Source organism: Bacillus sp. NMCC4 (assembly GCF_002998555.1).
In the GTDB taxonomy this organism is placed as follows: Bacteria; Bacillota; Bacilli; order Bacillales; family Bacillaceae; genus Bacillus.
The window spans coordinates 128,717-153,314 of sequence record NZ_PVRA01000002.1 but is presented as its reverse complement, the minus strand read 5'-3'; the positions used below and the strand labels follow the sequence as shown (position 1 = coordinate 153,314).

The 24,598-nt window shown below is 41.4% G+C and carries 24 protein-coding genes; 8 read left to right on the top strand and 16 right to left on the bottom strand.

What is annotated here, in order from left to right; all coding sequences use genetic code 11:
• Position 1: 1 nt before the first annotated feature.
• Both pdhA and C6Y02_RS05025 read right to left on the bottom strand, forming a co-directional pair.
• Complete coding sequence (gene pdhA / locus C6Y02_RS05030; RefSeq protein WP_060596162.1) at positions 2-1,117, bottom strand: pyruvate dehydrogenase (acetyl-transferring) E1 component subunit alpha; 1,116 nt, start codon at positions 1,115-1,117, stop codon at positions 2-4.
• 411 nt (positions 1,118-1,528) lie between these two features.
• On the bottom strand, positions 1,529-2,197 hold the full coding sequence (locus C6Y02_RS05025) for a YkyA family protein (protein WP_066030955.1): 669 nt from the start codon (positions 2,195-2,197) through the stop codon (positions 1,529-1,531).
• A gap of 234 nt (positions 2,198-2,431) precedes the next feature.
• Here C6Y02_RS05025 and C6Y02_RS05020 point away from each other — a divergent pair, with 234 nt between their 5' ends.
• Both C6Y02_RS05020 and def read left to right on the top strand, forming a co-directional pair.
• Positions 2,432-2,623, top strand: coding sequence for a YjcZ family sporulation protein (locus C6Y02_RS05020; RefSeq protein ID WP_106030973.1), 192 nt, complete (start codon positions 2,432-2,434; stop codon positions 2,621-2,623).
• Positions 2,624-2,735: 112 nt separating this feature from the next.
• Positions 2,736-3,293, top strand: a complete 558-nt coding sequence (gene def, locus C6Y02_RS05015; RefSeq protein WP_034662672.1) for a peptide deformylase — start codon at positions 2,736-2,738, stop codon at positions 3,291-3,293.
• Between the two features lie 39 nt (positions 3,294-3,332).
• Here def and C6Y02_RS05010 read toward each other — a convergent pair whose 3' ends face one another.
• Entirely contained in the window at positions 3,333-4,112 is a 780-nt protein-coding gene (locus tag C6Y02_RS05010; protein WP_106030787.1) for a Cof-type HAD-IIB family hydrolase, read from the bottom strand.
• A gap of 395 nt (positions 4,113-4,507) precedes the next feature.
• Here C6Y02_RS05010 and C6Y02_RS05005 point away from each other — a divergent pair, with 395 nt between their 5' ends.
• Both C6Y02_RS05005 and rnjA read left to right on the top strand, forming a co-directional pair.
• Positions 4,508-4,717 (top strand): DNA-dependent RNA polymerase subunit epsilon, encoded by a 210-nt coding sequence (locus C6Y02_RS05005; protein ID WP_003211882.1) that lies wholly within the window; start codon positions 4,508-4,510, stop codon positions 4,715-4,717.
• 5 nt (positions 4,718-4,722) lie between these two features.
• The gene (rnjA, locus tag C6Y02_RS05000; RefSeq protein WP_012009818.1) at positions 4,723-6,390 is read left to right on the top strand and encodes a ribonuclease J1; all 1,668 of its coding nucleotides are present in this window, start codon (positions 4,723-4,725) and stop codon (positions 6,388-6,390) included.
• A gap of 101 nt (positions 6,391-6,491) precedes the next feature.
• Here the strand turns inward: rnjA and ade are convergent, their stop codons facing one another.
• The 5 genes from ade to abhA all read right to left on the bottom strand — a co-directional run bounded on the left by ade (position 6,492) and on the right by abhA (position 11,763).
• A complete protein-coding gene (ade, locus tag C6Y02_RS04995) occupies positions 6,492-8,222 on the bottom strand; it encodes an adenine deaminase (protein ID WP_106030786.1) in 1,731 nt (576 codons plus the stop codon).
• A gap of 262 nt (positions 8,223-8,484) precedes the next feature.
• Positions 8,485-9,153, bottom strand: coding sequence for a potassium channel family protein (locus tag C6Y02_RS04990; protein WP_034662681.1), 669 nt, complete (start codon positions 9,151-9,153; stop codon positions 8,485-8,487).
• A gap of 37 nt (positions 9,154-9,190) precedes the next feature.
• Positions 9,191-10,027, bottom strand: coding sequence for a gamma-glutamylcyclotransferase family protein (locus tag C6Y02_RS04985; RefSeq protein ID WP_106030785.1), 837 nt, complete (start codon positions 10,025-10,027; stop codon positions 9,191-9,193).
• Between the two features lie 4 nt (positions 10,028-10,031).
• Entirely contained in the window at positions 10,032-11,342 is a 1,311-nt protein-coding gene (locus C6Y02_RS04980; protein ID WP_106030784.1) for an ATP-binding protein, read from the bottom strand.
• Between the two features lie 142 nt (positions 11,343-11,484).
• The gene (abhA, locus tag C6Y02_RS04975) at positions 11,485-11,763 is read right to left on the bottom strand and encodes a transcriptional regulator AbhA (protein WP_034662686.1); all 279 of its coding nucleotides are present in this window, start codon (positions 11,761-11,763) and stop codon (positions 11,485-11,487) included.
• Positions 11,764-12,039: 276 nt separating this feature from the next.
• Here abhA and mreBH point away from each other — a divergent pair, with 276 nt between their 5' ends.
• From mreBH to C6Y02_RS04965, 3 genes are all read left to right on the top strand, one after another.
• Positions 12,040-13,047 (top strand): rod-share determining protein MreBH, encoded by a 1,008-nt coding sequence (mreBH, locus tag C6Y02_RS04970; RefSeq protein ID WP_060596160.1) that lies wholly within the window; start codon positions 12,040-12,042, stop codon positions 13,045-13,047.
• Between the two features lie 74 nt (positions 13,048-13,121).
• Complete coding sequence (locus tag C6Y02_RS19300; RefSeq protein WP_003210922.1) at positions 13,122-13,253, top strand: protein YkpC; 132 nt, start codon at positions 13,122-13,124, stop codon at positions 13,251-13,253.
• A 106-nt stretch (positions 13,254-13,359) separates the two neighbouring features.
• Complete coding sequence (locus tag C6Y02_RS04965; protein ID WP_106030783.1) at positions 13,360-14,592, top strand: aminopeptidase; 1,233 nt, start codon at positions 13,360-13,362, stop codon at positions 14,590-14,592.
• 236 nt (positions 14,593-14,828) lie between these two features.
• On the opposite strand, the gene C6Y02_RS04960 is transcribed toward C6Y02_RS04965, so the two are convergent.
• Positions 14,829-16,448 (bottom strand): ABC-F family ATP-binding cassette domain-containing protein, encoded by a 1,620-nt coding sequence (locus tag C6Y02_RS04960; protein ID WP_034662692.1) that lies wholly within the window; start codon positions 16,446-16,448, stop codon positions 14,829-14,831.
• A 143-nt stretch (positions 16,449-16,591) separates the two neighbouring features.
• Here C6Y02_RS04960 and C6Y02_RS04955 point away from each other — a divergent pair, with 143 nt between their 5' ends.
• Entirely contained in the window at positions 16,592-16,867 is a 276-nt protein-coding gene (locus tag C6Y02_RS04955) for a hypothetical protein (protein WP_060596158.1), read from the top strand.
• Between the two features lie 65 nt (positions 16,868-16,932).
• Here the strand turns inward: C6Y02_RS04955 and lepB are convergent, their stop codons facing one another.
• The 7 genes from lepB to C6Y02_RS04920 all read right to left on the bottom strand — a co-directional run bounded on the left by lepB (position 16,933) and on the right by C6Y02_RS04920 (position 24,595).
• Positions 16,933-17,505 carry a signal peptidase I gene (lepB, locus tag C6Y02_RS04950; RefSeq protein ID WP_034663870.1) on the bottom strand — a complete coding sequence of 191 codons (573 nt, stop codon included), beginning with the start codon at positions 17,503-17,505 and terminating at the stop codon, positions 16,933-16,935.
• Positions 17,506-17,716: 211 nt separating this feature from the next.
• The gene (locus C6Y02_RS04945; protein ID WP_095285096.1) at positions 17,717-19,612 is read right to left on the bottom strand and encodes a PTS fructose transporter subunit IIABC; all 1,896 of its coding nucleotides are present in this window, start codon (positions 19,610-19,612) and stop codon (positions 17,717-17,719) included.
• A 13-nt stretch (positions 19,613-19,625) separates the two neighbouring features.
• Positions 19,626-20,537 carry a 1-phosphofructokinase gene (pfkB, locus tag C6Y02_RS04940; protein ID WP_060596156.1) on the bottom strand — a complete coding sequence of 304 codons (912 nt, stop codon included), beginning with the start codon at positions 20,535-20,537 and terminating at the stop codon, positions 19,626-19,628.
• The gene (locus tag C6Y02_RS04935; RefSeq protein ID WP_034662703.1) at positions 20,534-21,289 is read right to left on the bottom strand and encodes a DeoR/GlpR family DNA-binding transcription regulator; all 756 of its coding nucleotides are present in this window, start codon (positions 21,287-21,289) and stop codon (positions 20,534-20,536) included. The genes pfkB and C6Y02_RS04935 overlap by 4 nt, the downstream gene beginning before the upstream one ends.
• A gap of 321 nt (positions 21,290-21,610) precedes the next feature.
• Positions 21,611-22,804 (bottom strand): ABC transporter permease, encoded by a 1,194-nt coding sequence (locus C6Y02_RS04930; RefSeq protein ID WP_106030782.1) that lies wholly within the window; start codon positions 22,802-22,804, stop codon positions 21,611-21,613.
• On the bottom strand, positions 22,791-23,492 hold the full coding sequence (locus C6Y02_RS04925) for an ABC transporter ATP-binding protein (RefSeq protein ID WP_106030781.1): 702 nt from the start codon (positions 23,490-23,492) through the stop codon (positions 22,791-22,793). The genes C6Y02_RS04930 and C6Y02_RS04925 overlap by 14 nt, the downstream gene beginning before the upstream one ends.
• On the bottom strand, positions 23,489-24,595 hold the full coding sequence (locus tag C6Y02_RS04920; RefSeq protein ID WP_034662712.1) for an efflux RND transporter periplasmic adaptor subunit: 1,107 nt from the start codon (positions 24,593-24,595) through the stop codon (positions 23,489-23,491). The genes C6Y02_RS04925 and C6Y02_RS04920 overlap by 4 nt, the downstream gene beginning before the upstream one ends.
• Positions 24,596-24,598 lie beyond the last annotated feature (3 nt).

Genomic DNA, 24,598 nt, shown 5'->3' with positions numbered 1-24,598 from the left:
CTTACTTCGACTCCTTCTGTTTGTAAATTTCAAGCTGTTCAACTAAGTTGAATGGTTTCACATCGTACATGTTTTCAATCAAGTCAGTGACTTTTTGCTTAGGCTGTTCGTCAGCTTCTTTGATCGCTTGTTTGATTTGTTCTTTTGCATCTTCGATGACTTTATTCTCTTCTTCTTCAGACCATAGGCCTTTGTTTTCCAAGAATCTGCGGTAGCGTACCAATGGATCTTTTTGCTCCCACTCATTTTCATCTTCTTTTGTACGATATCTTGTTGGATCGTCACCAGCCATTGTATGTGGACCGTAACGGAATGTAAGAGTTTCGATTAATGTTGGACCTTCGCCATTTACAGCACGCTCACGAGCTTCAGCAGTTGCTGCATATACAGCTAATGCATCCATACCGTCAACTTGTACGCCTACGATACCAGCTGCAGCTGCTTTTTGTGCAATTGTTTGTGCAGCAGATTGCTTTTCAACAGGTGTAGAGATTGCATATCTGTTGTTTTGGACAACAAAAATCGCTGGCGCTTTGTAAGCCCCTGCAAAGTTGATACCTTCGTAGAAATCACCTTGTGAAGCTCCGCCATCACCAGTGTAAGTGATTGCAACAGCATTTTTACCGCGCTTTTTCAAACCAAGAGCTACACCAGCAGCTTGAATGATTTGTGCACCGATAATGATTTGTGGAGAAAGTGCATTCACATCTTCAGGCATTTGGTTACCAACAAAGTGTCCACGAGAGAACAAGAACGCTTTTGTTAATGGAAGGCCATGCCAGATTAATTGTGGTACATCACGATATCCTGGAAGAATGAAATCTTCTTTCTCAAGTGCAAAGTGAGTTGCAAGCTGAGAAGCCTCTTGTCCAGCTGTAGGCGCATAGAAGCCAAGACGTCCTTGACGGTTCAATGAAATTGAACGTTGATCTAATACACGTGTAAACACCATACGGCGCATTAATTCTTTTAATTGGTCATCTGAGAGATCCGGCATTGCCGCTTCGTTTACGACTTCGCCTTTTTCGTTTAAAATTTGAAACGTTTCAAACTGCTTTTTGATGGCATCAAATTGCTTTTTGCTATCAACAATTGCTTTTTTTGTTTTTGCAGCCATTCTAAAGTCACCTCTTCCTTTCTTTTAACAGTCAATTTGTCGTGAATCCATTTATACATACAGATATAGGATAACCCAAAATACTCATATGACTCCTGTATTTAATAGCCACTAGGATCGTTGTCGAAACATTAGATGATCGCTCGTTTTTGAGTTCTTCTAACTGTATTAACGATAGTTCACAAAAAACTAATACAACTTCTGTTAACAAGGACTAGTTTACAACAAGAAAAATAGTCCGTCAATTGATTTAACGGCTTTATTTAAATAAATGTATTCGCTTTACTTTTTATAGTGAGCTGTATCAATCTGTTTAACAAACACCTCGAACTGTACTAGTATAGATTGTGCTACTGTACTACAATAGAAAATGTTTGTTTTTGTCGAAAAATAAAAAAAGAGCTGTTTTTTTCAGCTCTTTTGGGATTCTTGATCTGCCGCTTTAGACAAAGCCTGTTTATGCTCATTCAATTGCTTTGTATATTGATTGAACTTCTTACCTTCTTTTCTGACTTTGCTATAAGAACGGTTCACCGTCTTCAGCTTGGATTTCAACTCTTCATATCCTAAGTCCTTCTTCTTTAAAGATTGATACAAATGCTGATCTTGTTTCAGCGCCTTTTGATATTCCTTGTAAAGCTGGTCATACGACGCATATCTTTTCTCAAGCGATTTGACCGTTTCATCTGCTTTTTCTTTTAAATCCGTATCTTTTATACGTCCGGCAGATTCCTTTACCGTTTTCAATTCTTTTTTCGATTCATCCATGCTGTCTTTTTCTGTTTTTAAATGTTCTTTTCGTTTCGCTGCAGATGCTAACGCCTGATCAGAAAGGCTTGACACTGTTTTTGTATGATCTTTTGTGGTTTGAATCATTTTTGTATAGAGCTGCTGCTCTTTTTTCTCATAGCTTTGCAGTGTACCTTGCTCTTTTTCAAAGGATGCCTCTTTTTCGCTCATTTTCGTCATCGCATCTTGCATGTCATGAAATGGACTTTGACCTCCGCATCCCGCCAGCAAAAGGGTACATATCCCCGCTAAAGCAGCACATGCTTTCATGCTTCTTCTCATCTGTCTCATCACAAGGTTCCCCCTTTACATCTCCACATACCACTATAATTTTTATAGGCGCTTGTGACAAGGAAAGAGGTCATCCTGATGAGCCGGAGAAGATTTTTTTCAAGTGATAGGCGCATGACTATACAAATAGTGCATTCATACATAGTTTATATTACACGCTTCGCCTTCACTTATGAGAGGCCGAGTGTATTTCCAAAGGAGGTCAAAAGTATGTCTAATTATAGTCATGGAAGTATGTATGGTGGATACGGCGGTCACGGGTATGGATACGGTGGTGGATATGGCGGTGGCTGTTGTTACCCAAGTTATGGCGGTGGCTACGGATACGGCGGAGGACGGACATTCGCTTTAATCGTTGTCCTTTTCATCCTATTAATCATCGTTGGCGCAGCATTCTTAGGCGGCGGCGGTGGCGGCTGCTGCTAATGGCTGTTTAAGCCTCTGACCGGTCTCATAGGACCGGTCTTCTTTATTTCATTGCATATGTTGTGTATCATTTTATATACTTTACATACAAAGGAAATAGGAGTGAAGATTTGTGATTACCATGGAAGATATCGTACGGGACGGACATCCCGTATTAAGACAAACAGCTGAAGCGGTCGAGCTCCCGCCGACAGAAGAGGAAAAACAGCAATTAGCTGACATGATTGAATTCGTCAAAAATAGTCAGGATGCTGACATGGCTGAAAAGTATGGACTCAGACCCGGCGTTGGACTAGCAGCTCCGCAAATTAATATCAGTAAACGGATGATCGCTGTTCACTGTGAGGACGAAGATGGAGAGGAATACAGCTATGCCCTTTTCAACCCGCGCATTGTCAGTCACTCGGTCAAAAGAGCTTATTTAGCAACTGGTGAAGGCTGCTTATCTGTTGATGAAGCCATTCCTGGATTTGTCCCTCGATATCAAAAGATCAGGGTGAAGGCCACAACGCTTGAAGGAGAAGACATTGATATTCGCCTAAAAGGGTTCCCGGCCATTGTTTTTCAGCATGAAATCGACCATTTAAACGGCATTATGTTTTATGATCATATTCAAAAGGATCAGCCCTTCGCTGAGCCAGACAACTCTGTTGCGATCGGCAGATCATAAAATAAAAAGAAGACCCATTAGCCTAAGGGTCTTCTTTTTTTACTCTTCAATGAGGCCTAGATGAGTCACTGCATAGAATATGCCGTCTTCATCTACTGGCTTTGTCACAAAATCAGCCAAATCTTTTAATTCATTCACAGCATTTCCCATGGCAACGCCAGTTCCAGCAAATGAAATCATCTCTCGATCGTTCAGACCGTCTCCAAAGGCAATGGTATCCTTTTGATCGTAAGGCAGCCTTTCGATGACTCGTTTAATGCCTTCAGCCTTCGACCCGCCTTTTGGCAGGACATCTGTTGACAGCTCGTGCCATCTGACAAGATCAATTTCTTCGCGGAACGCCTCGTATTGGACTTCCTCTTCAGCCTTACAGAATAACAGCATTTGAAAAATCTCGTTTTCTTTAAAGTAAGACAAATCATGCTCAGGATGCTCTGTTTTTAAAGTCCCAATCCCCTCATGGATAAACGGATGATTTGGCACAGAAGCCTTCATCGTTTTTTCCCCCATGAATACAAGCGGATGATCATGACGATCCGCCGTTTCATAAATTTGCTCCATCAGCTCCAGTTTCAGCGGATTGCCGTAAATGACCTCTCCCTCATACATGACATACTGACCGTTATAAGCAATAAAGGAGTAAAGCCCTAATTCCTCTAAAATAGGCTGAATCAAAAAAGGCGAACGCCCAGATGCAATAAAGAGATGATGACCTTTTTCTTTTAATAAGCGAACCGCTCGCTTCGTTGATTCAGGTATTTTTTTATCATGATCATATAAAGTACCGTCGATATCAAAGAAGATGACTTTTTTATTCATATCCCGTCTCCTGTCTCTTGTTATGTATACCCACTCCCTTTCATCATACAGAAAGATTTCCTCTTTCGAAACCACTTCCTATGAAAACGCCTATTTCCCACATATAACCATGTAACATTCAATGGAATCGTCATATAATACAAGTATAAAGAGAGAACGGAATACATGGTCTAATCTGACTTCAAACCGAAAGGAGGCGACCTGTGATGCTTCGTCGTCTGCGCAAGAAAATTAGAAGACAATGGAAGGACATGCTTCGTAAAAAATCGATCGCTTAAAAGGATCTTCCGCACATTTGCCGAAGGTCCTTTTTTCTCAGAGACTTTTCTTATGCGCGTTTTTTTAATATAATAGAATTAGCGAGTGTAACATACGGTATTTAAGGAGAGATTTGGATGATATATAAGGTATTTTTTCAGGCAAGTACTACTGAGGTACCTGTAAGAGAACACACAGATTCACTATACGTTGAAGCGGTTTCTGAAAGAGACGTACGCGATAAGTTGAAAAAACATAGCTACAACATTGAATTCATTCAGCCTGTAGACGGTGCTTTTTTAGACTATGAACGAGAAAGTGAAAATTTTAAAGTATTGGAGCTATGAGAGGAATGAAATTTGTTAAAAACGATCAGGCGGCAGTTTTTGCGCTCGGCGGTTTAGGCGAGATCGGTAAAAACACGTATGGCGTTCAATTTCAAGATGAAATCATTTTAATTGATGCTGGTATTAAGTTCCCTGAAGATGAGCTTCTTGGAATTGACTACGTCATCCCTGACTATACGTACTTAGTTAAAAACGAAGATAAAATCAAAGGTCTTTTCATCACTCACGGACATGAAGACCACATCGGCGGTATCCCTTACCTTCTCAAGCAAGTGAATATTCCAGTTTACGGCGGCAAACTCGCAATCGGCCTACTTCGTAATAAATTGGAAGAGCACGGCCTCTTGAGACAAACAAAACTTCACATTTTTGAAGAAGAAGATACCATTAAATTTAGAAAAACAGCTGTGTCTTTCTTTAGAACAACACACAGTATTCCAGATTCTTATGGAATTGTCGTGAAGACACCTCCTGGTAACATCGTACATACAGGTGATTTCAAGTTTGACTTTACGCCTGTTGGCGAGCCTGCCAACTTAACAAAAATGGCTGAAATCGGGAAAGAAGGCGTTCTATGTCTTTTATCCGATAGTACAAACAGTGAAATTCCAGAATTTACGATGTCTGAAAGACGCGTAGGCGAAAGCATTGATGACATCTTTAGAAAAGTCGACGGACGTATCATCTTTGCTACGTTTGCTTCTAACATTCACAGACTTCAGCAAGTCATTGAGTCCGCTGTTGCCAACGGCCGAAAAGTTGCTGTGTTTGGACGCAGTATGGAGTCTGCCATTGATATTGGACAAGATCTTGGCTACATTAAATGTCCGAAAAACACGTTTATTGAACATAATGAAATCAACCGTCTACCAGCAAACAAAGTGACCATTCTTTGTACTGGGAGCCAAGGTGAACCGATGGCTGCTCTTTCACGTATTGCAAACGGCACTCACCGCCAGATTTCGATTAATCCTGGAGACACTGTTGTCTTCTCATCTTCACCGATTCCGGGTAACAATATTAGTGTAAGCCGCACCATTAACCAGCTTTATCGTGCTGGCGCTGAGGTCATTCATGGCTCACTCAATAATATTCATACATCTGGTCACGGCGGACAAGAAGAACAAAAGCTGATGCTCCGTTTAATTAAACCAAAATTCTTTATGCCGATTCACGGTGAATACCGCATGCAAAAAACGCATATTAAACTTGCGAATGATTGCGGAATTCCTGAGGAAAACTGCTTTATCATGGATAACGGTGAAGTTCTTGCACTAAAAGGTGACGAAGCAAGTGTCGCTGGCAAAATTCCATCAGGTAACGTGTATATCGACGGAAGCGGAATTGGCGATATCGGGAATATCGTCTTAAGAGACCGCCGCATTCTTTCAGAAGAAGGTCTTGTCATTGTGGTCGTCAGCATGGACATGAAAGAATTCAAAATCTCTGCTGGTCCTGATCTCATCTCAAGAGGCTTTGTCTACATGAGAGAATCTGGAGACCTCATCAACGACGCACAAGATTTGATTTCAAAGCATCTTGAAAAAGTAATGGAACGTAAGACAACTCAGTGGTCGGAAATTAAGAACGAAATTACGGACACACTTGCACCTTTCCTTTATGAAAAAACAAGACGCCGCCCAATGATCTTACCGATTATTATGGAAGTGTAATAACAAAAAGAGACACGAGCCGACTGGCTGTGTCTCTTTTTTTCATCAAGCATTGAAAAAAACCGCACGTATACAAGGTATACATGCAGTTTCTCATTCTTTTATGATTGAATTGGGAGGTGCTGAAAGCTTCTGACATCAAACAGGCCCTTTGTTGTCATTTTCACATCAGGAATGACTGGAAGTGCCAAGAAGGACAGCGTCAAAAACGGATTAAAGTCTAAGGAAAAACCAGTTTCTTTTAGTGCTTCATGGAGTTCATGGAGGCTTTCATTGACGAGATGTGCCGGCTGATCTGACAATAAACCGGAGATCGGTAATGGCAGCGTATGAAGAGACTGGCCTTCTTTGACAACGGTCAAACCGCCGCCTGCTTCTTTTAACGCCTCAATCGCTTTAATAATATCGGCATCATTTGTGCCAACTGCAATTAAGTTATGTGAATCATGTGCAACCGTTGTTGCAATCGCGCCCTGTTTGATGCCGAAGCCGCTGACAATCCCTACCCCCATTTCAGATAAACCTTGATGACGTTCGACAAGCACCATTTTTAATACATCTCTCTCTGTATCACTTGTAAATTGTCCGTTCGTTTCTGAAGGAGTGACTTGTTCTAACTTTGTTTCAAGCTGATTCGGAATAATACGGATGACATTCATTTTTTGATCGTCTGTGATAGGCAGTGCAATATCTTGCTCTTGAACGTCTACTGCATGAACAGATTGTAATAATGCTGGGCTCGGTGCAATCTTTTCGACACTCGGTTTGTACTCTCCATGCTGCGCAACCAATTCTCCCGCAATAAATACGCTTGAGATGTCTACATGATGCAGGTCTGAGACGAGCATAAAATCAGCATCATAGCCTGGTGCAATGGCTCCCTTTGTTTTAAGACCAAAACACTCTGCGGCATTTAAGCTTCCCATTTGATAGGCTAAAAATGGATCTAAGCCTGCTTTTATGGACATCCGTACTTGCTCATCAATACTTCCCTGCGCCATTAAATCATCTAAATGTTTATCATCTGTACAAAAGAAAAAACGTCTCGCATTCTTCTCATTCACAGCAGGTAAAACATTTTTCACGTTTTTGGCAACAGATCCCTCTCTCAGCATGACATACATGCCCCTTTTCACACGTTCAAGGGCTTCCTCTGCTGTTGTCACCTCATGGTCTGTTTGGACATTGGCCGTCCGGTAGACGTTTATTAATCGGTCTGTTAAGCCTGCTAGATGGCCATCAATTAATTTATTCTCGTTTTGAGCATCAAGCAGCTTTTGAAGCATATCTTCTTCTGCCTGCTCCACACCGACATAGTCCATCACCTCAGCAAGACCAAGCACTTCCTTCTCTTGATAAAGGGGCTTTAAATCTTTCGCTTTTAATATAGCACCTGATCGTTCAAAACTGACTGCCGGTACACAGGATGGCAGCATGAAATAAATATGTAAGGCAGCTTTTCTCGCTTCTTCCAGCATAAAACGTATGCCTGTTATACCTGACACATTGGCAATTTCATGCGGGTCTGTTACGACAGTTGTCACACCGCGCGGAACGACAGCTTTGGAGAATTCAGCAGGGGTAACCATAGAAGACTCGATATGAACGTGGCCATCAATAAAACCAGGTACAAGCATTTGACCTGCTGCATCCAGCTCCTGTTCTCCCTCGTACTCCCCTATCCCGACTATTTGTCCATTTTCAACAGCGACATCAGCGTCTATCCATTCCTGGTTAAACACATCCATGACTTTCGCATGTTTAATCACGAGGGCTGCTTTTTTTCTCTTTGCTGCTACCTCAATTTGATGTCTGAAAAGCTCCTTATCCAACGACACTGCCTCCTCCAAGTAAACAATATAATGTTTCTTATCGTAAACGAATCTGTTTGCCCAGTCAATGACATTTAGAGAAAATCAACCATATCAAAACACTGTTTTTTATTTCTGAATAGTGATAATTGCACGAAAAATATGATGACTCATTTTTGAGGTTATACATGAACAAAGCAACCCTTTTCAGTGTCTATTTCCTTCTCAATGTCCACCTGTCATGTACACATTCATATAAAAAAACACCCCGTCATCGGAGTGTTTAATAATCGTTCTGCATTTCTCGTTTTTCAAAGCGTCCTATATCGGCTACTGCCCCTATGACAATAAGAATATCTTCTTTTTGAATCATTTCATCTGCCAGAGGGGAAACGATGACTTCTTTTCCGCGCTTAATCGCCACAATGTTGATGCCGTATCTTGCCCGAATATCAAGATCTAAAAGAGAATGCCCCGCAAGCCTGTTGTTTGCAACAATCTCAATCAGGCTGTACTCATCTGACAGCTCGAGGTAATCGAGCACGTTATTTGAAATAATTTTATGTGCAATCCGTCTGCCCATATCTCGCTCTGGATGAACGATGCGATCCGCTCCAATTTTGTTGAGCACCTTTTCATGGTAGTCATTTTGCGCTTTCACGGTGACCATTTTGACGCCAAGCTCTTTCAGCATAATCGTTGTTAAAATACTTGCCTGAATGTTTTCGCCAATTGCAACGATGACATGATCAAAATTACGAATACCAAGATTTTTTAAAACGGATTCGTCGGTCGAATCGCCAATGACCGCGTGTGAGGCAATTTTCGCGTATTCGTTCACTCGATCTTCATTCATATCCATGGCCATGACTTCAAGTCCTTCTTCGCTCAGCGCCTTGCAAATACTTCCGCCAAAGCGTCCAAGACCAATGACTGCATATTCCTTTTTCATGTTCAGACTCCTTTTATCTCACTTAACATGCATTTTACTACGGTTTGATTAATGAATCCATATGCGAACGAATTTTTTTACGGAACGCTTCACTTAAGTAAAGGTCTGCTCCTTTTTCAATTTCACTGCGATAATGAGCTGGCGGAGCGATTTCTTCGCTCTTTTGAAGCACAAGAAAGGTTAAACAGTTCTCATAAATTTGATCACCTATTTTGACATCGACAAAAGCTGGACGATATGTACCTTCATATACTCCTTCTCGTTTATACAAATAACGAATGGCATCAAAAGGAACTTCATATAAAACACCCTCTGTTTCGCCGCCGTCTTCTACCATATCAGCTCTTGATCCATCTGGCCTCACCAATGTAAATCTCGTGGTAAAACCGCTTAGTACTCCTCCGCCGATGATTTGTTTGAAGTGATGATCGACTTCTGCCAGCTTAAATCTTGCATCATCCATACAGGAGCCATAGGCAAAATAATAGAAGGATGACGGCTTCTGCTGCCACAGTCTATAAGCTTTCCAGCTCCCTCTCTTTATTGCTTTCAGCGCTGATGCCTTCTGCTCTGGCAAAGTGTATGTCATGGCTGCTACCTGACCTTGATCCGTCATGACATTGATTTCCTGCTTGTCATACCCTTCCTCTAGTACGTCTATCTTATTCAACGTGTCAGCGGTCACCTCGTACAATTCCCCGTATACAGTGCCTTTTTCTGAGTGGACGCACGCTGGATATCCTTGACCTGTATCGTAGATCCTTCCACTCATCCAAGCTGATTTAGCTAATAGCCTGCTTTCCTTCATGTACGCTTCGTGGTGCTCTTCATGCTGCAATAACGTCCCATATACAAATAAAGCTTTCATCGTCATGACTTCACGTCCTCTCAACTTGCTGCTGTCTGCTTTTTTGACACACAGGCAAATAGATTTGAAAAGCTGTGCCTTTTCCAAGCTCACTGGATACGTCCATTCTTCCTTGATGATCTTTTAAAATCGTCGCACAGATGGTCAAACCAAGCCCTGTCCCTTCTTTTTTCGTTGAAAAGAAAGGATCATATATTTTTTGAATATCCTCTTCAGACATCCCATTTCCTTCATCTTGAATGGTAATCTTCCATTCATTCAATACTTTTTCTGTAGATATGTATATGCTGCCACCTTCTGGCATTGCCTCAATCGCATTTTTAATTAAATTAATGAACAGCTGCTTCATTTGGTTAGCGTCTGCTAGGATTGCACCGGCATCCTGCTTTTTAAATGGCTGTTTGAGATCAATATTTGAAAGAACGGCATTTGTTTTTAATAAGGTAATCACCTGTTCTAGGAGCTCATGAAGCTGGACTTCTTGAAAATGGACCGCTTGAGGCTTAGCCAATACAAGCAGCTCACTTAAAACAAAATCAATCCGTTTAATTTCGGAAAAGATAATGTCAAAATAATCGGTTCTTTCAGGATATTGTGTCTTCATCAGCTGCAAAAAGCCATTTACTGATGTCAGTGGATTTCTGACTTCATGCGCGATTCCAGCGGCTATTTGTCCTGCAACAGCCAGCTTTTGCGCCTGCATTTGCAATTGCTGATTGGATCTTTCAAGCTCAAGCTTTGCCTGCTTTTGTTTCGTAATATCAGCAACCGTTCCAATCCCTCCAGTAAACTGGTGATGCTCATCAAAATAGAGCTTGTAATGAACGTCTCCCCATACCTTCTTTCCCTCTTTATGGAGAAGCTGCAGTTCTACCCGCCCCGCATCCTTATGCTCCTTGATCACAGATAACAAATGCTGGACCACGCGCTCCTCTTGATCAAAGTACTGATTGTACATCGTGCCTAGACATTCCTCTATGTCATAGCCTGTCATTTGTGTCCATGCTTGATTTAAGAAAATAATTTCACCTTTTTCGTTTGTTTCAAAGACGATTTCTTGCAAGTTATCTGTGATTCGATTCAGCCGCTCTGTCAGTTCGTGTGCTTCTTTCTCTCTCGTATTTAAGTCTGACACAAGTAGGTTTAAGCGGTCTACATAGCCTGAGACAACCCAGATCCCTGTTAAAACCAAGACTGTAAAGGCTAGATCGAGCGGCCAATTAATTTGATAGCCGCCTAGATAATAAAAGAAATCCCAGCTTAAAATTAAAATAAATGCAAGAACAGATAACACGATCCGCACTTGATATGTTTTGTTCAAATGATTCCACCTGCCGCCCTGAGATTCTTTGTCAATTGTACCATTTTCCACTTATTTTTTGAGGGAGATGGGGCATTTTTAAGGAACTTTTTCAGAAAAAAAGCCTGTTCTCAGCACAAAGGAAGAGAGCAGGCTATTTTAATTACTGCTGAAGAGCTTCTTGCAGCTCTTTTAACAGTAGTTCTGCGCCTTCAGCGCTTAATGTAATTTGACCATTTCCATAATCATGGTTCTCCGATGTAATCTCACCAGTCATGAGGCAAACGCCCTCTGGCTGGTATTTTTTCAAGACGATTTTCTCCCCATCTATAAAAAATTCCATACTGTCTTTAATAGCAATATCAAGTGCTCTTCTTAATTCGATTGGCATCACAATACGCCCTAGTTCGTCTACTTTTCTTACGACTCCGATAGATTTCAATTTCGTTCCCTCTTTCTTTCATTAGCTCAAGATCAATCTGTTTTGCACCAATTGATATATCGTAGACGTAAGAGATTCTCAAAAGGTTTCTCCTCTATAAAAATTTTTTTCATAAAAGAAAAAACAAAGGGAAAATTTATTGTGATTGTCAAAATGATACTTGAATTTTACAAGTTCATTTCAAGGTCATCACAAACCCCCACAAATGACATCAACCCTCTGAACTTTTAAATGTAAAATTGTTTAAAACAGCAAAAATAGAGATTGGGTGAAAACATGTTTCAAAATGCCGAAATTGGAATTGATTTAGGAACAGCTAACATATTGGTTTATAGTAAAAATAAGGGAATTATTTTAAATGAACCGTCCGTCGTGGCAGTCGATACAGAAACAAAAACTGTACTTGCAGTCGGAGCAGAAGCAAAAGAAATGATTGGGAAAACACCTGGTAAAATTGTGGCGATCCGTCCGATGAAAGACGGTGTCATCGCTGATTATGATATGACAACAGATTTACTCAAACAAATCATGAAAAAAGCAGGGAAAAATATCGGGTTTACCTTCAGAAAACCAACGGTCGTGGTATGTACACCTTCTGGTTCAACAGCTGTTGAACGCCGTGCCATCAGCGATGCTGTGAAAAACTGCGGAGCAAAGCACGTGCATTTAATAGAAGAACCTGTTGCAGCCGCAATCGGCGCTGATCTCCCGGTAGATGAGCCTGTTGCAAACGTCGTGGTCGATATTGGCGGAGGAACAACGGAAGTTGCAATTATTTCGTTTGGCGGCGTTGTCTCTTGTCATTCCATTCGAATTGGCGGAGATCAGCTGGATGAAGATATCATTACGTTTGTCCGAAAGAAATATAATCTATTAATCGGCGAGCGGACAGCCGAGCAGGTTAAAATGGAAATTGGTTATGGTCTCATTGAGCATGAGCCGGAATCATTAGAAGTACGTGGACGGGATCTGGTGACAGGTCTTCCAAAAACGATCACACTTGAATCTCATGAAATTCAAGGTGCCATGCGAGAATCACTTCTTCATATTTTAGAGGCGATTCGTGCCACATTAGAGGACAGCCCTCCAGAGCTTAGTGGTGACATTGTAGACCGCGGCGTGATCTTAACTGGCGGCGGCGCTTTGTTAAATGGGATTCAAGAATGGCTCTCACAGGAGATTGTCGTTCCAGTCCATATTGCAGCAAATCCACTTGAATCTGTCGCGATCGGAACAGGTCGTTCACTAGAAGTCATTCATAAATTGCAAAAAACATTAAAATAATCTTCTTGTTCTACTTCTTTTTTTATCATTTCGATCATATCGTGAGAAATGGATAAACATGAAGGAGGAAGAACATGTTGCTTGATTTAGGTAAACGGGTCGTTGTCACAGTTATTTTAACGGGTATTATTTTAGGAGGAATGAGCCTGTCGTTTTCACATATGCCCCCTTCTAATGCACAGCCTGTGAAACAACTGAACCGCTAAAAAAGCCGCACGAAAGCGGCTTTTTTATTTTGGCTTTAAGCATGCTCCCCATTTTCCTTTTCGGTCTTAAATCTGATATGATGAACATGACTAAAGGAGGGTTTTTATGAGTTCATTTGAAAAACAACTAGATCAATATGCTAAGACCATTGTTGAAGTCGGTGTGAATGTTCAAAAAGGACAAGAAGTCGTCGTATCTGCATCTACTGAATCTGCAGACCTTGTTCGTCTTGTCGCGAAACATGCGTATGAGCGCGGGGCGAAAAACGTACATATCCGCTGGAGTGATGGTGTTCTTGCCCGTTTAAAATATGAACATGCACCGCAGGATGTGTTTGACCAATTCCCAGAATGGGAAGCACAGATGATGGAAACCATCGCAAAACGCGGCGGCGCTTTTATCACGATCTTGTCAGAAAGCCCTGACCTTCTGCGAGGCATTGATTCGAAAAAAATCGCTGCACAGCAAAAGGCCGCTGGATCAGCCCTTCATACATATCGCCAATACGTTCAATCAGACAAAGTTGCTTGGACGGTCGTAGGCGCTGCATCAAAAGAATGGGCAAAAAAGATTTTCCCTGACCATACAGATGAAGAAGCTGTCGCTTTATTATGGGATCAAATCTTTAAAGTCGCACGCGCTGATCAAGCAGATCCTGTTGAGGCTTGGAAAAAGCACGATGAGTCACTAAATGAAAAGGTCAAAATACTAAATGAGCGCCACTACCACAAGCTTCATTATGATGCTCCTGGCACAGATTTAACGATTGAGCTCCCAGAGCAGCACATTTGGGTAGGTGCCGGCAGCGTGAGTGAGCGCGGCGTCTCTTTCATGGCCAACATGCCGACAGAAGAAGTATTTACCGTACCTAAAAAAGACGGTGTAAATGGGACTGTCTCAAGCACAAAACCGCTCAGTTATGCAGGAAATATCATTGATGAATTTACATTAATATTTGAAAATGGTCGGATTGTCATTGTGAAAGCGAAGGAAGGCGAAGACATTTTAACTTCGCTCGTTGAAACAGATGAAGGCTCCCATTATCTAGGTGAGGTTGCTCTCGTACCAGACGATTCACCAATCTCAAACTCGAATATTCTCTATTACAATACCCTTTATGATGAAAATGCATCGAACCACCTTGCCATCGGCAGCGGGTATGCGTTCAATATCGAAGGCGGAAAAGAGATGAATCGTGAAGAATTGGATGCAGCTGGTGTGAACAACAGTATTACACACGTCGATTTCATGATTGGTTCAAAGGAAATGAATATTGACGGGATTACAAAAGACGGGAAACGCGAACCGATCTTCCGTAATGGAAACTGGGCGATTTAATCGAAAAAAAGACATCCACTTATGGATGTCTCAGATTGTTGACAAAGGGCTAAAATGATCTTCATTTTAGCCTTTTGTCTTCTTTTCAGCGTGATAGAAAACCTTTGCAGTCTAGGAAGGACGAGTACCGGAGCGGAGCGAATTTGACATTCGTGAGCACCGGCACGCAGGACTGACAACGAATGCGAGGGTTTGTCTACACGCTGAGACATCCACTTTTGGATGTCTTTGCTTATTTATGCATAAAGCTCATCGAGTCTCTTTTGAATGTCTTGATCTGATAAGAACTCATCATATGTTGTTTGTTTATCGACGATGCCATTTGGCGTCACTTCGATGATACGGTTTGCCACTGTTTCAACAAACTGATGGTCATGAGATGAGAAGAGCATAGCTCCTTTAAAGCTCATTAAACCGTTATTCAGCGCTGTAATGGATTCTAGATCCAAGTGGTTCGTCGGCTCATCCAGCAGCAGAACATTCGCTCCTGACAGCATCATTTTCGATAACATACAACGAACCTTCTCTCCTCCTGATAAGACGCTTGCTTTTTTCTTTACTTCTTCCCCAGAGAAAAGCATACGTCCTAAGAACCCGCGTAAGAAGCTTTCACTTTGATCATTAGGAGAATATTGACGAAGCCAATCCACTAGATCGACATCGTTTCCTTCAAAGTATTCACTATTGTCTTTCGGGAAAAAGGCTTGAGATGTTGTAACGCCCCATTTAAACGTCCCGCTGTCTGGCTCCATCTCACCAGCAAGAATTTTAAATAAAGTGGATACAGCAAGCTCATTACGGCTTAAGAACGCAATTTTATCCTCGCGATTCATGATAAAGCTGACGTTATCAAGTACTTTCACACCATCAATTGTTTTCGATAGACCTTCTACTTGAAGGACATCATTTCCAATTTCGCGCTCTGGCGCAAAATGAACGTACGGATATTTACGTGAAGATGGCTTAATGTCATCTAAAGAGATTTTATCAAGCAATTTCTTTCTTGAGGTCGCTTGCTTCGATTTAGAAGCGTTCGCACTGAACCGGGCAACGAACTCTTGAAGCTGCTTAATTTGTTCTTCTTTTTTCTTATTCGCATCTTGGCTGAGCTTCAGCGCTAGCTGGCTGGACTCATACCAGAAATCATAGTTACCGACATATACTTGAATTTTTCCAAAGTCTAGGTCCGCAATATGTGTACATACTTTGTTTAAGAAATGACGGTCATGCGAAACGACAATCACGGTATTTTCAAAATTAATGAGGAACTCTTCCAGCCACTGGATTGCTTGTAAGTCCAAGTGGTTCGTTGGCTCATCAAGAAGAAGAACGTCAGGCTTACCAAATAAAGCTTGGGCTAGTAGTACTTTTACCTTTTCAGAACCACCAAGCTCAGACATTTTCTTCGATTGAAGGCTCTCTGGAATGCCAAGACCTTTTAATAAGATCGCTGCTTCACTTTCTGCTTCCCAGCCGTTTAACTCAGCGAACTCACCTTCAAGCTCTGCTGCACGAATCCCGTCTTCATCTGAGAAATCAGGTTTCATATAGATCGCATCTTTCTCCTGCATCACATCATATAGACGTTTATGACCCATCATGACGACTTTTAATACTTCAAATTCTTCGTATTCAAAATGGTTCTGTTTTAAAATCGCTAAACGCTCACCAGGGCTCATATGAACATCGCCCGTCTGAGCTTCAATTTCACCTGAAAGAATCTTTAGAAACGTTGATTTACCAGCTCCATTGGCACCAATTAGACCGTAGCAGTTGCCAGGAGTGAATTTAATATTTACTTCTTCAAATAGTTTACGATCAGCAAAACGCAAACTAACATTATTTACTGCAATCATTTATTAATCCTCCATCACTCATTCATCATTATGAAGTATAACATGAATAACGTTTGATAGAAACGTCTCTCGCTAAGAACGAAGGCAATTTGTCCATTATGGTATAATAAATGGGAATGATTTATTGAAGGAGTTCGTGCGATTTGAGATTACTTACACTTATGGAATACTGTTTATTGATTTTCTTTATGGGTATTTATTTATCTGCAACAGGCTTTAATGCAAGGGATTTTGGCCTTTATATTGGGCTTGTGCTTATTTACACACTGGTACACATCTTTTCGAAACGCTTTTTACAAAAGCGAGGGAAAGAAAATCAAAAGGTCGGATTGTTTCGGTCCGTTTTAGCCATTACTGGGTCTGTCTTCGCTTCTGTGTTGGCGATTGTGATCATTGTTACGGTGCTCACGCCAAATTAAAACAACCCTTCTTTTAAAGGGTCGTCCATTCAAGCACTTTTCTCACACACCTGAGAAGGGTGCTTTTATTTTGTTTGCCGAATGTCGCCAAATGGGAAGAAAACAAATTCTGATGTCCCGACAACCCGATCCTTTTCAATGAGTCCAAGTCCATTTCTGCTGTCCATGGAATTGAGTCTGTTGTCCCCCATCACAAAGTAATCGTTTTTCGGTACTTTCACTGGACCAAAATCCCCTGTTAAATGCACTTCATACTCTTTCGCATGTGCCTTGTTCTCTTTTAAATAAGGCTCATCAACTTTTTTACCATTAATGTAAAGCGTATCATCCTTCATTTCAATCGTGTCTCCCGGAAGGCCGATCAATCGTTTTACATAATGAATCTTCTGGCCATCTTTTCCATTAATAATCACGATGTCACCTCGTTTGACACCACCTAGATAGTTAATGGTTTTGTTGACAAACAGCTTTTCCCCATCATGAAGAGTCGGTTCCATTGACTCTCCTTCCACCACATACGGCTCAAATATAAACGTACGGATGAGCAGGACGAGCGCAAGTGCAATTAAAATGGCTTTGATCCATTCAAACAGTGAACTTTTCTTCTCTGTTTTGTCTTGCTTTGCATCAGATTGAATATCATTTTCGTTTTGTTTGTTTTCTTCGTTCAAAATACTGCTTCCTCCTAAGACTTTCTGCTAAAAGACTTGAAACGTGAATTGAATAACTTTACTTTATCACATGTCATTTAAAAATTCACAAGACAACCATTCAATTAGATATTTTTTCCTAATTTGTTCATGATTAAACAAAAAGAAGCACCGCTCTTCACGATGCTTCTCTTCTGAATTACGCTTCTAGTTTGACTGGTTTTTTCAAAATACCCAGTAAAATCGCTGTTACAACGGCACCGATTAAGATGCTGATGATATAAAGAACCGGATGATTTGTTACCCAGAAAACGAATAGTCCGCCGTGCGGCGCAGGAAGCGTGACTCTAAAGAATTCCGTTAATCCGCCAGCCACTGCTGCTCCAATAACAGCTGAAGGAATTACGCGCAGAGGGTCAGCCGCTGCAAACGGGATCGCCCCTTCAGTGATGAAGGCAGCTCCCATGAAGTAGCATGTAATCCCTGCTTCTCGGTCACGTTTTGAGAATTTATTTCTAAAGATTGTTGTAGCAAGTGCAATACCTAATGGTGGTACCATTCCGCCTGCCATAATGGCAGCATGCGGTGCATAGTTTCCAGCAGCAATCATCGCAAGACCGAATGTGTAAGCCGCTTTGTTAATTGGGCCCCCCATATCAATCGCCATCATACCTGCCAAAATAATGCCCATTAAGACAAGGTTTCCAGTACCTAAAGTTTCAAGCCAGTGAGTTAATCCATCCATCACCATTTTTACCGGTGTGTTAACAATGTAATGCATGATGATGCCTGTGAAGAAAATACCGAACAATGGATACAGCAGAACCGGTTTAATCCCGTCGAGTGACTGCGGTACGAATGTGAATACTTTTTTAAGTAGCACAACGACATAACCTGCAAGGAAACCGGCAATTAGTCCGCCTAAGAATCCTGCACCTGCTGCCGACGCCATAAATCCACCGACCATACCTGGCGCAAAACCTGGACGATCTGCAATACTCATTGCAATAAATCCGGCTAAAACAGCAACGATTAAGGCAAGCGCATTATCTCCGCCAATTCCTTTTAATACAGCTGCAAATGAATTAAATGAAGGGTCCTTAGGATCTGCTGAGTTAATTCCCCAGAAAAATGAAATTGCAACAAGGATACCGCCCCCGACAACAAATGGAAGCATGTTGCTTACACCACTCATTAAGTGCTTGTAGAAACCACTTCTACCTTTGCCAGATGACTCATTTTCGTCTTTTGAAGAACTGCCGCCTGAGCCTTTATAAATCGGCGCATCTTGATTGACTGCTTTTTCAATTAATTCCTGAGGACGGCGGATTCCAGCTGTCACAGGTACTTCAATGACATGTTTGCCTTTAAAGCGTTCCATTTCAACTTGCTTGTCCGCTGCCACAATGATGGCTGGTGCTTCTTCGATTTCTTTTGCCGTAAGGGCGTGTTTAATACCGCCAGAGCCGTTTGTTTCGACTTTAATGTCAATGCCCATTTCTTTTGCTTTTTCTTTCAAAGCATCTGCTGCCATAAATGTATGCGCAATACCTGTTGGGCAAGCTGTTACTGCTAAAATCTTAGCTGGTTTACCTGATACAGCCGGCTCTTCTTGAACTTCCTCTTCTTCTTCATCATCGTCCTTGTCATGCGTATTGATGATATCGATGATTTCATCTTCAGTAGCCGCTTCAAGAAGCTGCTTTCGGATTTCTTCACGCATGAGAAGTGTTGATAAACGAGAAAGTGCTTCTAAGTGCGTGTTGTTTGCGCCTTCAGTTGCGGCAATCATAAAGACAAGATGACTCGGCTGCGCGTCCAGTGATTCATAATCTACACCAGCTGTCGAGCGGCCAAATGCAATGGCAGGCTCTTTTACACTTGCTGTTTTAGCGTGAGGGATAGCAATTCCTTCGCCAATACCAGTAGAGCTCTGTTTTTCACGGTTGATCACTGCTTCTTTGTAGCCCTCTTTATCATTTAGCTTGCCTGCTGTATCTAAAACAGTGACTAGTTCTTCAATGACTGCTTCTTTCTGCTGGCTGTCTAATTGAAGCTTAATTGTCTGCTTTGTGAGTAGTTCTGTAATTTTCATGATGACTCCTCCTTTAAATGCGTGTGACTTTTACTTGTGGTAATAGTGTGTCGACAAGCTCTTTTGTTCCAAGCTCCTCAGAAAATGCTGTAGCGCTGCCTGATGTGACGCCAAGCTTAAATGATTCTTCAATCGAAAGGCCTTTCGAAACGCCGGCTAAAAATCCTGCAACGACTGAATCCCCTGCACCAACTGAATTAACAAGCGTGCCCTTTGGAACATTGGACTGATAAACCCCTTCCTTACTGAATAAGAGAGCTCCATCTCCAGCCATTGATACGATGACATGTTCAGCACCTTGTTCTAACAGCTTCTTCCCATAAGGAATGGCTTCTTCCGCAGATGAGATGCTCGTCTCAAACATTTCACCTAGCTCATGATGGTTTGGCTTCATTAAGAACGGTTTCAAGCCTGCTGCTTTTTTTAGTGCTTCCCCGGAAATATCAAGGACAACTCTGACACCTTGCTTTTCACACACCTCAGCAATACGTTCATACGTGTTATGAGGCAATGAAGAAGGAATGCTGCCAGCTAAGACAACGACATCTCCTTCAGTCAATGAAGAAAATTGAGACAGAAACGACTCAAATTGCGCTTCAGTAATAGATGGGCCGAGTCCGTTGATTTCGGTTTCTTCACCTGTTTTTAGTTTCACATTAATTCGTGTATCTTCTGACACCTCGTGAAAGGCTGTTTGTAATTGTTCGTTTTGTAAAAAGTCTTGAATATATTTTCCTGTAAATCCGCCTATGAATCCAAGCGCTTTTGATTCAACACCGTGACGTTTTAAAAGCCTTGAGACATTGATCCCTTTTCCACCTGGATATTTTTTGTCATAGGTTGAACGATTCAAACCGCCGACTGCGAAATCCTCCACGTGTACGATGTAATCAACTGATGGGTTTAAAGTAACTGTATAAATCATGTTTTCACTACCTTTATAACCGTTTTTTCATGGTAATTATCGAATGAATCCTCTTTTGCGTCGTTTGTGATAATGGTGGCTTCCTGTAAACTAGCAAAGGCTGAAAACGATATTTCGCCAAACTTAGAGGCATCTGATAAGATATAGGTTTTTTTCGCCTGCTTCATGGCTCTTTTTTTCATGAGCGCTTCCTCTGGATCAGGTGTTGTAAACCCCGCCTCGGGATGAATGCCGTTCGTCCCAACAAAGCTTTTGTCAAAACGGTAATTTTCCATCGCTGTCAAAGCTGCGGCTCCCACCATGGCTCCTGTTCGATGTTTCACTGATCCGCCTATCAGGTAAAAAGAAATGCCTTTTCTCATGAGTGCTTCAATGTGCATAACACCGTTTGTCACCACAACAATATCTTGATCGGGATCGATATATTCAATCATTTGCTGTGTGGTCGTACCAGCATCTAAATAAATACAATCGCCTTGTTTTAAAAGTGAAGCAGCTGCCTCTGCAACCAATGACTTTTCTTGAAGGTTTTTGGCAGATTTCTCAAATACATCTGGTTCAAGACGGATACTTGATATCTTGGCTGCTCCCCCATGGACTCTTTTAAGAAATCCTTTTTCTTCAAGGGCTGATAGATCTCTTCTAATTGTAGATTCAGACGCATCCGTCATAATCGTTAAGTCCTGTATTTTGATGACATCATTTTCTTCTAAACAGTCGATAATGAGTTGATGTCTTTCCGGTGTCAACAAGAAAACACCCCCTTTTGAAAACGTATTCATTTTGCGCGCACCTTTATTGTAATCGCTTTTTTCAACATTATCAATACAAAACAATCAAATACATTCAATAACTATCAAAATCTTTCACCATGGTCATCTTACCTTTATATGTACCATTTGTAAACTGAAAAATATGTGACATTAAGATGAAAGTCATGATCTTAGCATTTCTATCATTTTTCATTTCATTCAATGGAACTAAAAAAAGCTTTTATGCGATGTGCATAAAAGCTTTTGATGGTGGATTACAGGCGAATTCACACTGTTTGTATGCTTTTGTTCTTCTCCAAATTATTCATATCTAAGAGAATCAATAGGATCTAGTCTTGCTGCTTTATTCGCAGGAATTAACCCAAAAACAATCCCAATAAGCATACTAAACAGCACACCGCCACAGATGACTTGCCAAGATACTAAGGACGGCCAGCCGGCAACTAGTGATACTAGCGCGGCGCCACCTAAGCCAAGTGCGATCCCCATCAACCCGCCGATCAATGTTAAGACGACAGATTCAATTAAAAATTGAACGAGTATTTGAGCCCTTGTTGCCCCAATCGCCTTTCGGATACCGATTTCCCTTGTCCTCTCTGTCACAGAAACAAGCATGATATTCATCACACCGATACCGCCGACAAGCAAAGAAATCCCAGCTATTGAGCCAATGATTGTTGTCATAACAGATGTGATTTGACCAATGCCTTCTGCGATTTCTTCCATATTGATCATTTCATAAGCATCTTCTGTATGATGATTTTCATTTAATAATGCAGCCGCATTCTTTCCTACTTCCTTCATTTGATCAGCATGTGCGACTTGAATTGACAACTTATCATATTCATTGATCCCAAATGTGGAGGTGAGCATAGCAAACGGGACAAATATTTCGTTCATATCAAATGAAAACATCCCTTTCTGTTTTGCTAAAACACCGATGACTTCAACAGGCTGTCCGTTCATCCAAATCATTTCGCCTAATGCCTTCTGTCCATTAAATAATTCTTTTTGTAAGCCTTCAGAGATGAGAGCGGCTCTTCTGCCGCTTCTAAAGTCAATATCTCTTAAATTCTGTCCTTCTGCTATTTGTAATGAATGTACATTCGTATACCCTTCATTTATACCGTTAACTGTCGCATCCACTGTCGTATCTTGAAATCTCAGCTGCATTCCTTGTGCAGTCGAAGAGGCAACCTGATTCACCCCGTTGATTGTCTTAACGCTTTTTATGTCTTCCTCAGTAAATGTGGCGTCGAATAAAGCGTTTGGATTTGCATTTAACTCTTCGTCAGAAGGCGTATATGTCATATCAATGGTATTGTTTGGACCTGAAATCGACCCTTTTAACATTTGCTCGCCGCCTTGACCGATAGCCACGACCGCAATGACTGATCCAACACCAATAATAATCCCAAGCATCGTTAAAATAGAACGTAATTTATGAGCTAAAACAGAATTCATCGCTATTTTGATATTTTCAAAGAGTTTCATTCATAGCGTCCCCTTGTGTCAATCTATCTTCAACGAGCCGTCCATCTCTTACAACGACCGTCCGATTTGTATACGCAGCTATTTCTTCTTCATGGGTGACAAGCACAATCGTTGTCCCTTCCTCATTCAGCTTAGTAAACTGTTCCATGATTGAGAAGCTTGTTTTTGAGTCAAGAGCGCCTGTCGGTTCATCTGCTAAGATAAGCTGCGGCTTATTGACAATAGCACGGGCTATTGCCACTCTTTGCTTTTGCCCTCCCGACAACTCACTTGGCATATGTTTCATTCGGTCTGACAAACCAACCTTTTCAAGTGCCATTTCTGCGCGTTCTTTTCTTTCCTTTTGACTGATACCAGCGTAAATCATCGGAAGCTCAACATTACGCCTCGCATTTAACCTCGGCAGCAGGTGAAATTGCTGAAAAACAAATCCAATGAATTGATTTCGAATCACTGCGAGGTCTTGATCCTTTGCTGCTGACAGCTCTCTTCCTTGAAAATGATATTGTCCTGTGGTTGGCCGGTCTAAACAGCCAATGATATTCATTAACGTCGATTTTCCAGAGCCTGACGGGCCCATAATGGACATATACTCGCCTTTTTCAATGACAAGATCGATCTCACTTAATACATCAAATGTTTCTTGGGCGACCTCATAGCTTTTTATCACGTTTGAAAGCTGAATCATTCAGCATTCACTTCCATTCCGTCATACATGTCATCTGATGGATGAGCAATGATTTGATCCTCTGCCTTGACACCTTTTGTCACTTCAAGGTCATTACCTGACGTTTCCCCTAGCACCACTTTTACTTTTTTAAGTACATTCTTTTTGACAACATAAACGTATTGTCCATCATCCTCTTTTTTTACAGCTGATTCAGGAATCGTTTGGGCTTGACGCTTATCTGTTTCAATTTCCATGATCATTTTAAAACCAGGTTTCGCTTCAGGTTTTTTTCCCTTTATTTCGATTTCAACAGGATATTGTACCGTTTGATCACCCGCAGTTGTTTCGGATGCTGCCTGTGCAGGTACAGCCCCCACTTTTTTCACGACCCCTTGCCAGCTCTTTCCGCGAATGACATCAGATGTAACCTTTACTTTTTGTTTCTTTTTCACTTTTATGGCGTCATACTCAGAAATCAATCCTCGCACAATCATTTTTTTCTCATTGCCAATATGAATGATCGGCTGTCTTTCTTCCGGCTTTCCTGCCCCTTCTTCTTGCTCAATGGAAATCACTGTACCGTCAATTTTACTATGTACGGTTAAATCTTCTATTTGTGCTTTTACTTTTTCTTGGCTGATCTCTGCTTGTTTTTGTTCTAATTCAGCCGCTTTCAGCTCTAATTCGAGCTGGTCTCGCTCGTTTTTAGGATGGGCGACTGAGTCGCCTGCTTGTTTTTCATCTAATTCGCTCAGTCTATTTTGTAATTGTTCGCGTTTTAGCGTACTTGATTCAGCCGCAAGAGCTTGCTGCTGCTCTTCAAGCTCCAGCTCCCTATTTTCATATGTAAGAAGCGGCGTTCCAGCCTTTACCTTTTCTCCTTCTTTCACAGAAATCCCCTTCAAGTGTCCTTTTTCCTCTTCTGCATAAATGAACTGCTCTTCAGAGAATGAAAGTGTCCCTGGCGTCATTACCGTAGTGGTGATTTCTTTTTGTGTGGGTTTTACTGTTTTAATAGCTGCTGTCGAAGCAGGCTTTGATTGATTTTTCGCAATGTTAAAGCCAATAAATAGACCGATGACAATAATAAAAATGGATCCGATGATGATTTTCTTTCTCATAAA

What these genes read in the sequence shown, in the direction of transcription:
- pdhA (WP_060596162.1), bottom strand. Translation starts at nt 1,117, where the DNA reads ATGGCTGCAAAAACAAAAAAAGCAATTGTTGATAGCAAAAAGCAATTT.
- C6Y02_RS05025 (WP_066030955.1), bottom strand. Translation starts at nt 2,197, where the DNA reads ATGAGACAGATGAGAAGAAGCATGAAAGCATGTGCTGCTTTAGCGGGG.
- C6Y02_RS05020 (WP_106030973.1), top strand. Translation starts at nt 2,432, where the DNA reads ATGTATGGTGGATACGGCGGTCACGGGTATGGATACGGTGGTGGATAT.
- C6Y02_RS05010 (WP_106030787.1), bottom strand. Translation starts at nt 4,112, where the DNA reads ATGAATAAAAAAGTCATCTTCTTTGATATCGACGGTACTTTATATGAT.
- C6Y02_RS05005 (WP_003211882.1), top strand. Translation starts at nt 4,508, where the DNA reads ATGATATATAAGGTATTTTTTCAGGCAAGTACTACTGAGGTACCTGTA.
- rnjA (WP_012009818.1), top strand. Translation starts at nt 4,723, where the DNA reads ATGAAATTTGTTAAAAACGATCAGGCGGCAGTTTTTGCGCTCGGCGGT.
- C6Y02_RS04990 (WP_034662681.1), bottom strand. Translation starts at nt 9,153, where the DNA reads ATGAAAAAGGAATATGCAGTCATTGGTCTTGGACGCTTTGGCGGAAGT.
- C6Y02_RS04985 (WP_106030785.1), bottom strand. Translation starts at nt 10,027, where the DNA reads ATGACGATGAAAGCTTTATTTGTATATGGGACGTTATTGCAGCATGAA.
- mreBH (WP_060596160.1), top strand. Translation starts at nt 12,040, where the DNA reads ATGTTTCAAAATGCCGAAATTGGAATTGATTTAGGAACAGCTAACATA.
- C6Y02_RS19300 (WP_003210922.1), top strand. Translation starts at nt 13,122, where the DNA reads ATGTTGCTTGATTTAGGTAAACGGGTCGTTGTCACAGTTATTTTAACG.
- C6Y02_RS04965 (WP_106030783.1), top strand. Translation starts at nt 13,360, where the DNA reads ATGAGTTCATTTGAAAAACAACTAGATCAATATGCTAAGACCATTGTT.
- C6Y02_RS04960 (WP_034662692.1), bottom strand. Translation starts at nt 16,448, where the DNA reads ATGATTGCAGTAAATAATGTTAGTTTGCGTTTTGCTGATCGTAAACTA.
- C6Y02_RS04945 (WP_095285096.1), bottom strand. Translation starts at nt 19,612, where the DNA reads ATGAAAATTACAGAACTACTCACAAAGCAGACAATTAAGCTTCAATTA.
- pfkB (WP_060596156.1), bottom strand. Translation starts at nt 20,537, where the DNA reads ATGATTTATACAGTTACTTTAAACCCATCAGTTGATTACATCGTACAC.
- C6Y02_RS04930 (WP_106030782.1), bottom strand. Translation starts at nt 22,804, where the DNA reads ATGAAACTCTTTGAAAATATCAAAATAGCGATGAATTCTGTTTTAGCT.
- C6Y02_RS04925 (WP_106030781.1), bottom strand. Translation starts at nt 23,492, where the DNA reads ATGATTCAGCTTTCAAACGTGATAAAAAGCTATGAGGTCGCCCAAGAA.
- C6Y02_RS04920 (WP_034662712.1), bottom strand. Translation starts at nt 24,595, where the DNA reads ATGAGAAAGAAAATCATCATCGGATCCATTTTTATTATTGTCATCGGT.